6 protein-coding genes and 1 pseudogene are annotated in these 10,643 nt (G+C 61.5%); all 7 read left to right on the forward strand.

The annotated features are described in order from the left end of the window. The first annotated feature begins 182 nt into the window (after positions 1-182). Complete coding sequence (gene metK, locus BTW07_RS17370) at positions 183-1,403, forward strand: methionine adenosyltransferase (protein ID WP_075571433.1); 1,221 nt, start codon at positions 183-185, stop codon at positions 1,401-1,403. 218 nt (positions 1,404-1,621) lie between these two features. Beyond that, positions 1,622-2,869: a cation:proton antiporter gene (locus BTW07_RS17375; protein ID WP_075571434.1), complete on the forward strand. Its 1,248-nt coding sequence runs from the start codon at positions 1,622-1,624 to the stop codon at positions 2,867-2,869. A 125-nt stretch (positions 2,870-2,994) separates the two neighbouring features. Continuing rightward, positions 2,995-4,341, forward strand: a complete 1,347-nt coding sequence (locus BTW07_RS17380; protein ID WP_083942005.1) for a TAXI family TRAP transporter solute-binding subunit — start codon at positions 2,995-2,997, stop codon at positions 4,339-4,341. Between the two features lie 116 nt (positions 4,342-4,457). Beyond that, positions 4,458-4,952: a DUF1850 domain-containing protein gene (locus BTW07_RS17385; RefSeq protein ID WP_075571435.1), complete on the forward strand. Its 495-nt coding sequence runs from the start codon at positions 4,458-4,460 to the stop codon at positions 4,950-4,952. A gap of 24 nt (positions 4,953-4,976) precedes the next feature. Continuing rightward, positions 4,977-7,166 carry a TRAP transporter permease gene (locus BTW07_RS17390; protein ID WP_075571436.1) on the forward strand — a complete coding sequence of 730 codons (2,190 nt, stop codon included), beginning with the start codon at positions 4,977-4,979 and terminating at the stop codon, positions 7,164-7,166. A gap of 298 nt (positions 7,167-7,464) precedes the next feature. Then, on the forward strand, positions 7,465-10,464 hold the full coding sequence (gene fdnG, locus BTW07_RS17400; RefSeq protein WP_244158433.1) for a formate dehydrogenase-N subunit alpha: 3,000 nt from the start codon (positions 7,465-7,467) through the stop codon (positions 10,462-10,464). Between the two features lie 9 nt (positions 10,465-10,473). Continuing rightward, positions 10,474-10,643 (forward strand): annotated as a pseudogene (locus BTW07_RS20305) (formate dehydrogenase subunit beta); the annotation flags it as partial.

The raw sequence follows: 10,643 nt of genomic DNA on the forward strand, positions 1-10,643 counted from the left end.
CGGGTGGCAAAACATAGGCAGCTAGCCATTCTGTGTGTAGACTTTTGTACCCTGTCCCGGCGTGTCCGGGAGAGCGATGTCGTGCGTCGTTTCATCCGTCTTCCCGACCGACGGCGCTGCGTTTTGTCAGGCGGGTCGCACGTGCGGGCCGCAACCAGTGAACGAAGGGATCTCCGTACGCCATGAGCGAATACTCTCTGTTTACCTCCGAATCCGTGTCCGAAGGTCATCCGGACAAGATCGCCGATCAGATTTCCGATGCCGTGCTGGACGCCATCATCGCGCGGGACAAGCAGGCGCGCGTGGCTTGCGAGACGCTGGTCAAGACCGGCGTCGCCATCGTTGCCGGGGAAATTTCAACCTCCGCCTGGGTCGACCTGGAAGACCTGGTGCGCAAGGTGATCATCGATATTGGCTATACCTCTTCGGAAGTCGGCTTCGATGGCGAAACCTGCGGCGTGATCAACCTGATCGGAAAGCAGAGCGTCGATATCGCCCAGGGCGTCGATCGCAGCAAGCCCGAAGATCAGGGCGCGGGCGATCAGGGCCTGATGTTCGGTTACGCCACCAACGAGACCGAATCGTTCATGCCGGCGCCGATCCACTATTCGCACCGGCTCGTCGAGCGTCAGGCGGAACTGCGCAAGAACGGTACGCTTTCGTGGTTGCGTCCCGACGCCAAGAGCCAGATCACCTTCAGCTATGACGACGACGGCAAGCCCAACGGCGTGGATGCCGTGGTGCTGTCGACCCAGCACGATCCAGACATCTCCCAGGAAGATCTGCGCAAGGCGGTGGAGGATCTGATCATCCGTGATGTCCTCCCGGCGAAGTGGATACATGACAAGACCCGGTTCCACATCAACCCGACCGGCAAGTTCGTGATCGGCGGTCCGGTGGGTGATTGCGGGCTGACCGGACGCAAGATCATCGTCGATACCTACGGCGGTATGGCGCGCCACGGCGGCGGCGCGTTTTCCGGCAAGGATCCGTCCAAGGTCGACCGCAGTGCTGCCTATGCCGGGCGCTACGTGGCCAAGAACATCGTGGCTGCCGGTCTCGCCGACAAGTGCGAGATTCAGGTCTCCTACGCCATCGGTGTCGCCGAGCCGACCTCGGTCTCGATCAACACCTTCGGCACCGCCAGTGTCAGCGAAACCAGGATCATCGAGCTGGTGCGCGAGCACTTCGACCTGCGCCCCCACGCCATTACGCGCATGCTCGATCTGCTCCATCCGATGTATCAACTGACGGCCTCCTACGGCCACTTCGGACGCGAACCGTTCGAATCGAGCTACACCTGGACCGACGTCAACGGCGAAACGCAGACCGAGACCTTTACCGCCTTCCCGTGGGAGAAGACGGACAAGGCCGAGACGCTGAGAGCCGCTGCCGGTCTGTAATCGCGAGTCCCTGGAGAGCCCTGCATGTCGGCGCCGGCCTGCAGGGTCTGATCGGCACACGACGACGAAGCGGACCCGGATTTCCGGGCCCGCTTTTTTTGTCACCGATCGGCTGAATGAACCCTTATCAAGCCCGCCCCGCTGCGATCCTCTATCGTAAAGGCTCCGGGCCGGACGCTCACCGACAATTCGCCGCGGCAGGCACAGGGAAGAATTCCATGCTGGAAATCGCAGCAGTCTTCATCACGATCACCGCGCTGTTTGCGTGGTTCAACTACCGGTTCCTCAAGCTGCCGGCGACGATCGGGGTGATGTGCATCTCGCTGCTGGCTTCGATGTTGTTGATCGCGTTGAGCCACGCTGGCTTCGACGGGATTACCGATTGGGCCGAGGCCTGGCTGGGGCAGATAAACTTCAACACCTTGCTGATGGACGGGATGCTGTCGCTGCTGCTGTTCGCCGGGGCGTTGCACGTCGATTTCCACAAGCTCAAGCGTTATCGCTACTCGATCGGTCTGCTGGCGACCGTCGGTGTGGTGATCTCGACCGTGGTGATCGGTAGCGCGGCCTGGTGGCTTTTCGCCACCTTCCATATCGCGGTGCCTTATCTCTACTGCCTGGTCTTCGGGGCGTTGATCTCGCCGACGGATCCGATCGCCGTACTCGGGATCATGCGTAGCGCGGGCGCGCCGGAAGATATGGAGATCAAGATCGTCGGCGAGTCGCTGTTCAACGACGGCGTCGCGGTGGTGGTGTTCACCATGATGCTGGGAGCGGCGAACGCGACCGAAGCGCTGACGGTCACGCACTCCGCGATGCTGTTCCTGGAAGAGGCCGGCGGCGGCATTCTGCTCGGGCTGGTGATGGGGTATGTCGCCTACTGGATGATGAAGAGCATCGATCAGTATCAGATCGAGGTGCTGGTCACCCTTGCGCTGGTGCTGGGCGGTTATACGCTGGCGACGCATCTTCATGTGTCGGGGCCGATCTCGATGGTCATTGCCGGGCTGTTCATCGGCAATCGCGGCCGCGAACATGCCATGTCGGATACCACCCGTCGCTACGTCGACGGCTTCTGGGAACTGATCGACGAGATTCTCAACGCGGTGCTGTTCGTACTGATCGGCCTCGAACTGCTGCTCATTCCCTTCGAGTGGTCGTACCTCATCGTTGCTGGCCCGATCATCGTCGTCATTCTGGTGACGCGCCTGCTCACCATCGGTCTACCCATTGCCATATTGAACCGGTGTGTCCATTTTCGTCACGGCACCACGCGTGTGCTGACCTGGGGCGGGCTGCGAGGTGGCATCTCGGTGGCCTTGGCGCTGGGCCTGCCCGAGAGCGATTACCGAAATACCATGGTGATGGTGACCTACATCATCGTGCTGTTCTCGATCCTGGTTCAGGGGCTGACCATCGGTGGCGTGGTACGACGCGTGTTATCGCAGGATGCCAAAAAATCTTAGACTTTAGTGGTATGCAGTGGTTCAGGCATGGTATCGCCGCCGGGCGTTCCTTACTCTTGGGTCACTGTACGGTTTCTTTTTCGTCGATCAGATGGGTCGATGACGTTTCAATGACGGGGTGAACCATGATGTTACGCACAGGAATGCTGGTCGCGGCGCTGGGCCTTTCCGGCGCACTGCTGGTGGGTTGCGGTGACGACAGTGATGATCAGGCCAAAAGCGAGTCTCAAGAGTCATCATCGTCGCAACAGGAGACCCAGTCCTCCGGTTCCAGCACTCAGGACACGGCGTCTTCGGACACCGCCGGCAGTGCAGATAATGCCGATAGCCAGGACACCGCTGCCGCCGGCGGCGAACCCGTCAATCTGATCTTCGGCACCGGCGGTACCGGTGGCAGCTACTATCCGATCGGCGGGGCGCTGAAGAGCGTGTTCGAAAAGAGCGACCTGGTCGACGGCGTACAGGTGGTGTCGACCGGTGCCTCCGTGCAGAACATCAACAACATCAACGATGGTCTGAATCAGGTCGCCATCGTGATGAGCGACGTGGCTTACGACGCCGTCAAGGGCCAGAACCAGTTCGAGGGCCAGCCTGCCGATATCGAGACCATCGCTGGTCTGTATCCCAACGTGGTGCAAATCGTCGCCACGGCCGACAGCGATGTCCACAGCATTGCCGATCTGAAAGGCAAGCGTGTCGGCGTGGGCAAGGTCGGCTCCGGGGTCGAACAGAGTGCTGCCAAGGTGCTGGAATCGGCGGGCCTCAGCTACGACGATCTGGCCCAGGTCAGCCATACCGGCTATGCCGACAGCGTGACCGAGATGAGCAACGGCAACCTCGATGCCGCGTTCTTCACCTCCGGCGTGCCCAACTCCAGCATCACCGGGCTGATGCAGAGCACCGACGTGACCTTCGTTCCGGTCAGCGGCGACGTTGCCTCCACGCTGCTGGAAAAGTATCCGTACTACGAGAACTACGAGATCCCGGCCGGGGCGCCCGAGCGCTACAATCTGGGTGACGCCGTGGATACCGTGGCGATCCGCAACATCATGATCGTGCCGTCCTCCATGCGGGACGATGTGGCCGAGGATCTGGCCAAGCGGTTCCATGACTATCTGGAATCCGACAGCGTCTCCGTGGGTGCGCTCAAGCAGTTCGATCCCAGCACCATGGACAAGAATCTGGTCGTACCGGTGCATCCGGGCGCCGAAGCCTTCTACGAAACGCTGTCTTCTTCCGAGGGTGCAGCAACTGATGGCGATGCGGCTAGTGCCGGTGATGACAGCGATCTGTCGGAAGAGACCGCTTCGATGCCGGCCAACGAGAAAGCGTCGACGACGACATCCGATGGTGCCGAAGCTGAACCGTCCAAGCAGACCAGCGCCGAGACGCCCGAAGACAACATCGACGCTGCCGAGGGGAGCGAGACCAGCGGTGATGACAACGCGCAGGACAAGGAGCCGCAATCCTGAGCGGGATGGCGTGACCGACCGATCAAGGCGCCAGTCATGATGACGGTCTCGATGAATCGCCCTGGTGGATCGCCCTGGTGGATCGGTCTGATAAATCGTTCTGATGAATCGTCTTGATGCGTAAAATCTGGCTGAGTATCGCAGCGGTGGTGATCCTGGGGGTCGCCACCGCTGCGTATCCGCTACCGTGGTTGGTCATTCGTGATGGGCCGCAGTGGCGTTTTGCCTTTCCGGGGTGGCAGGGCACGACCTTTACGCTGCGCTGGATGCATTCGGTCGAGAAAGAAGATTGGGAAGAGTGGTTCGCGGTGACCGCGGGCGACGCCATAGAGATCACCGGCACGCGCTTCAAGACGTTCGGTGCGGGTGTTCCGTCGCATGCGGGTACCGAAACCCATCTCGAGGATGGCTGGGTGGTGATGACCGGCATCGATCGCGTGGTCGATCCGCTGGCGGTGCAGGCAGCCGTGGAAGAGCATTACCGTCTGATCTTCGCGGGCCATACCATTCCGCTGTCGCGCGGCGATCCGCCCCGAATACTGACTTTTTCCATACTCAGGGTGCCGTTGTGGCAAGTCTTGCCGGCACTGGTGCGACCCTGGTTGTCATAGATCCCCGCTTGGCGAGGAAGGCACATGTCCGAACAGAAAAACACGATCTCCGCCGACGATTCACAGGATCCGTCGGTCAAGGAGGCACTGGAAAAATTCGACCGCGAAAGTCTGGTACGAGACAGACTGCCGCGCTCGGTGATCCGGTTCGTCATGGCCGTGTCGGTACTGCTGGCACTGTTTCATCTCTACACCTCGTTTTCGGGGCCGCTGGTTGATGTCGCCCAGCGCAGCATCCACCTCTATACCCTGCTGGGTCTGGCCTTCATTCTCTATCCGTTGACTCGCAAGGGAGCCCGCGACCGGGTGCCATGGGGCGACGCCATCGTGGCACTGATCGCATTCGGCATCGGTGTCTACATGCTGATGGTGTCCGATCGCGTGATCGCTTCGGCAGGACGCATCAACAATGTCGACATGGTGGTCGGCATGGTGGCGATTCTGCTGGTGCTGGACGCAACCCGGCGTGTCACCGGCTGGGGCCTGACGATTCTGGCCGCTTTGTTCCTGGTCTACGGCTTCTATGCCAAGCTCTCGTTCTACCCGCAGGTCAACGAGGCGATCGTCCTCGCCACCTGCAAGCAGATCATCTCCCATCTGGTGTTTATCACCGAAGGGCTGCTGGGCACGGCGATCGGGGTCTCGGCGAGCTATATCATTCTGTTCATCCTGTTCGGTGCCTTTCTCGGCAAGTCCGGACTGGGGCAGCTGTTCAACGATCTTGCGCTGGCCATCGCCGGACATACCCGGGGCGGGCCGGCCAAGGTGGCGGTCATCGCCAGCGGCTTTCTGGGTTCGATCAACGGCTCCGCCATCGCCAATGTGGTGACGACAGGGGCCTTTACCATTCCGTTGATGAAGAAGACCGGCTACAAGGCGAACTTTGCCGGAGCGGTCGAAGCCGCTGCCAGCGTCGGCGGTCAGATCCTGCCGCCGATCATGGGCGCAGCGGCCTTCATCATGGCCGAGGTGCTGGCAGTTCCCTACACCCAGGTCATTCTGGCGGGGATCATTCCGGCGCTGCTCTACTATCTTGGCGTGCTGTTCCAGGTACATCTGCGCGCCATGCGCAACGGCCTGGAGGGTATTCCTCGCTCCCAGCTCACGCCGCTCAAGGAGGTCATGCTCAAGCGCGGTCACCTGCTGATACCGATGGCCGTGCTGCTATGGCTGCTGTTCGAGGGGCGGGCGCCGTTCTTCGCGGCATTCTGGTCGATCGCGGCAACGGTACTGATCTGCGGTACGCGCCGCGTGGCGATCGGGCTCAGCCTGATTCTGGCACTGCTGATCTTCGAGCCGCAGCTGCGGGCGTTGATCGGTGGACACGCGCTGCCCAATTTTCCGGCCAGCCGCTGGACGCTGTTCTTGATCATTGCGGTGACGGTGGCCATCAACGCGCTGCGGGCCAAGCTGGGGATGGTGGCCGAGAAGATGGATGTGGCCGACTGTCGTGATGCCATGCACGACGGGGTGCGCAATGCCATTCCCGTTGCCGTGGCCTGTGGGGCAGTGGGGATCATCGTCGGGATCGCCACGCTCACCGGTATCGCGCTGGAAGCGGCTGACGCCGTGGTGACGCTGGGCCAGCAGATTCCGATTCCGATGATCCAGCTGCTGGTCACGCTGGTGCTGACCATGATCGCATCGATCGTGCTCGGCATGGGCCTGCCGAGTATTCCGACCTACATCATCACCAGCACCATGGCCGCGCCGATTCTGCTGAATCTGCCGATGTTCCGGGAGCTGGCGGGCAGCAACGAGACGGCGATCTTCGTGGCCCACATGTTCGTGTTCTACTTCGGGCTGTTCGCCAACCTGACGCCGCCCGTGGCGCTGGCCGCCTATGCGGGCGCCGGTATCAGCGGCGGCTCGCCCAACGCCACCGGTTTCCAGGCGATGAAACTGGCGATCGCCGGCTTCGTGGTGCCCTACATGTTCGTATTCGCGCACAGCATGCTGATGATCGATGCGACCCTGTGGAACACGCTGTGGGTCATCGTGACCGGGGTGGTCGGGGTGCTGCTGCTGGCCGTGGCGGTCGAGGGCTATCTGCGACGCCCGCTCAACCCGTTCTGGCGAATACTGGCGGCGGTCGGTGCGCTGGCGTTGATTTTCCCGGGGTTGATCAGCGACATCGTCGGCGCGGTCATTACCGTGGTGCTGTTCCTGCTGGCCAAGGCGAAGCCGGAGGTAACGCCTGCCAAAGCCGTGTAGCAACGTACTGCCAAGTCGGGTCATTGCGGAACGAGCGCCCATTCCCCCTTCCGGGGAGTGGGCGTTTTGCCGTTCTGGTGATACGACTTTAGTCGTTACCGACAAATTACCGGGCTTGTGATGACGACAGCTTGCCTAGCCGTTTGCTATAAGAAAAGCGAGGCACCCGCAGAATGACCGTTGAAGAGTAGAGGTGCCCGCCAATGACCGATGAGGATGACACATGTCAATCAACGTCACTCGGCGCCAGTTTTTCAAACTGGGCGGGGCGGGATTGGCGAGTTCGAGCCTGGCGATGATGGGGTTTGCGCCCGAACCCGCCGAAGCCTCGATCCGCCAGTTCAAGCTGACCCACGCCAAAGAGACCCGCAACACCTGCACCTACTGCTCGGTAGGCTGTGGCATTCTGATCTACAGCAAGGGCGACGGCTCCAAGAACGTCGAGCAGAATGTCTTCCATATCGAAGGCGATCCCGATCATCCGGTGTCTCGTGGTTCGCTCTGCCCCAAAGGCGCTGGCCTGCTCGACTTCGTTCACAGCAAGGGGCGGCTCGAATATCCGCAAGTTCGTGAAGCGGGCTCCAGCGAATGGACACGAATCAGCTGGGACGAGGCGCTGAACCGTATCGCCCGGCACATGAAGGACGATCGCGACGCCAATTTCGTCCAGCGCACCGCACAAGGCGAGACGGTCAACCACTGGACGACGACCGGCTTCCTGGCGGCCTCCGGCTCTTCCAACGAAGCCGGCTACATCACCCACAAGGTGGTGCGCAATCTCGGCATGGTGGCGTTCGACAACCAGGCACGCGTTTGACACGGACCGACGGTGGCAGGTCTTGCCCCTTCATTCGGTCGCGGTGCCATGACCAATCACTGGGTCGACATCCGCAATGCCAATCTGATTCTGTCGATGGGTGGCAACTCCGCCGAAGCACACCCTGTGGGCTTTCGCTGGGTCACCGAGGCCATCGAGCACAATAAAGCCGAGTTGATCACGATCGACCCGCGCTTCACTCGTACCGGCGCCGTGGCGCAGGACAAGGCGTTCATCCGCACCGGCACCGATATCGCGTTTCTCGGCGGGCTGATCAGCTATCTGATCGAGACCGATCAGATCCAGCGCGAGTACGTGCTGAACTACACCGACGCGGCGCTGATCGTGCGCGAGGATTACGGGTTCGAGGACGGTCTGTTCTCCGGGTATGACGAGTCGACCCGCAGCTACGACAAGCAGTCGTGGATGTACGAGATGGGCGACGACGGTTTCGCTCGTCGCGACGCGTCCTTGCAGAATCCGCGCTGCGTCTATCAGTTGCTGCGGGAACACTATTCGCGTTACACCCCGGACATGGTCTCGAGCATTACCGGGATCACGGTCGACAACATCCAGCGGATCTGGAAGAAGATCGCGGCGATGGCGGTCCCCGACAAGACCATGACCATCCTCTACGCGCTGGGGTGGACGCAGCATTCGATCGGATCCCAGATCATCCGTACGGCCGCCATGGTCCAGCTGTTGCTGGGCAACATGGGCATGCCGGGCGGCGGCGTCAACGCCTTGCGCGGACACTCCAACATCCAGGGCCTGACCGACCTGGGCCTGCTGTCCCAGCTCTTGCCCGGCTACATGACCCTGGCCAACGCCAAGGAGCAGGACTACCGCGCCTATATCGACAAACGCACCAAGCAGCCGACCGTCGAGGGCCAGGTCTCCTACTGGAAGAACTACGAAAAATTCCACGTCAGTCTGATGAAGACGTGGTACGGCGATGCGGCCAATGAAGGCAACGACTGGTGCTTCGACTGGCTGCCCAAGCTCGAGCGGCCGCTCTACGACATCCTCGACACATTCGAGCGCATGTCCAAGGGCGAGCTCAACGGCTATTTCTGTCAGGGGTTCAATCCGCTGGCGTCGTTCCCCAATCGGGCCAAGGTGACCAGGGCGCTCTCTTCGCTGAAGTATCTGGTGGTGATGGATCCGCTCAACACCGAAACCAGCGAGTTCTGGAAGAATTACGGCGAGTACAACGATGTCGATTCCAGCCAGATCGGCACCGAAGTGTTCCGTCTGCCAACCTGCTGTTTCGCCGAGGACGAGGGCTCGATCGTCAACAGCGCCCGCTGGTTGCAATGGCACTGGGCGGCGGCACCGCCACCGGGGGATTCGCGTCCGGATACCCGCATCATGGGCGAGCTGTTTCTCAAGCTGAAGCAGCTTTATCAGGCGGAAGGGGGTGTCTTTCCCGATCCGATTCTCAACCTGACCTGGGATTACCGGATTCCGGCCGATCCGAAGGCGGACGAGCTGGCACGCGAGTTCAACGGCCGTGCGCTGGAGGATCTCACCGACGAGCAGGGTAATGTCACCCGACGCGCCGGCGAGCAGCTCGCCGGGTTCGCGGAACTGACCGCTGACGGGCGTACCGCGTCTGGCTGCTGGATATTCACCGGCTGCTGGACCGAAGCCGGCAACCAGATGGCCAACCGCGACAATTCCGATCCCTACGGTACCGGCAACACGCTGGGTTGGGCGTGGGCCTGGCCGATGAATCGGCGAATTCTCTACAACCGGGCGAGCGCGGACGTCCAGGGACGGCCCTGGGGGCCTGAAAAGGCGTTCATCTGGTGGGATGGCGAGCAGGGTGCCTGGGTCGGCGCCGACGTACCCGACTTCCCGACCAACTCGCCGCCGTCGCAAGGGCAGATGCCGTTCATCATGCAGCCGGAGGGCGTCGGCCATCTGTTCGCCGGGCAGAGCATGGTCGACGGGCCGTTCCCTGAACATTACGAACCGTTCGAGTCGCCGGTGCCCCAGAACCTGCTGCATCCGGGCAAGGAAAGGGCTCGCAACAATCCGGCCGCCCGCATTTTCGACGAGGATCGCGAGGCGCTGGGCAAGCCCGAGGAGTTCCCGCACGCGGCGACCACCTACCGGCTCACCGAGCATTTCCACTTCTGGACCAAGCATGCCGAACTCAATGCCATCGTGCAGCCCCAGCAGTTCGTCGAGATCGGCGAAGCGCTGGCCAGCGAGATCGGCATCGTGGCCGGTGACTGGGTGAAGGTGTCGTCGAAACGGGGCTTCATCAAGGCCGTGGCAGTGGTGACCAAACGGCTGCGACCGATGATGATCGGCGACAGGCAGGTCCACCATGTGGGGATCCCGCTGCATTGGGGATTCACCGGAGTGGCCAAGAAGGGATACCTGGTCAACGCCCTGACGCCGTTCGTCGGCGATGCCAATACTCAGACGCCGGAATACAAGTCGTTCACCGTCCGCGTCGACAAGGTCTAAGGAGGGCACATGAACAACTCCCAGAACATCATCGCCCGCTCCGCCACCACGACGACGCCTCCTCAGGTCCGGAGTCACGTCGATGAAGTGGCCAAGCTGATCGATGTCTCCAAATGCATCGGCTGCAAGGCGTGTCAGGTGGCGTGCATGGAGTGGAACGACCTGCGCGACGATGTCGG

The sequence above is a fragment of the Salinicola socius genome (assembly GCF_001937195.1).
GTDB lineage: Bacteria > Pseudomonadota > Gammaproteobacteria > Pseudomonadales > Halomonadaceae > Salinicola > Salinicola socius.

Excerpts from the sequence above, each read along its gene's own strand:
- metK (WP_075571433.1), top strand. The coding sequence starts at position 183 with ATGAGCGAATACTCTCTGTTTACCTCCGAATCCGTGTCCGAAGGTCAT.
- BTW07_RS17375 (WP_075571434.1), top strand. The coding sequence starts at position 1,622 with ATGCTGGAAATCGCAGCAGTCTTCATCACGATCACCGCGCTGTTTGCG.
- BTW07_RS17380 (WP_083942005.1), top strand. The coding sequence starts at position 2,995 with ATGATGTTACGCACAGGAATGCTGGTCGCGGCGCTGGGCCTTTCCGGC.
- BTW07_RS17385 (WP_075571435.1), top strand. The coding sequence starts at position 4,458 with ATGCGTAAAATCTGGCTGAGTATCGCAGCGGTGGTGATCCTGGGGGTC.
- BTW07_RS17390 (WP_075571436.1), top strand. The coding sequence starts at position 4,977 with ATGTCCGAACAGAAAAACACGATCTCCGCCGACGATTCACAGGATCCG.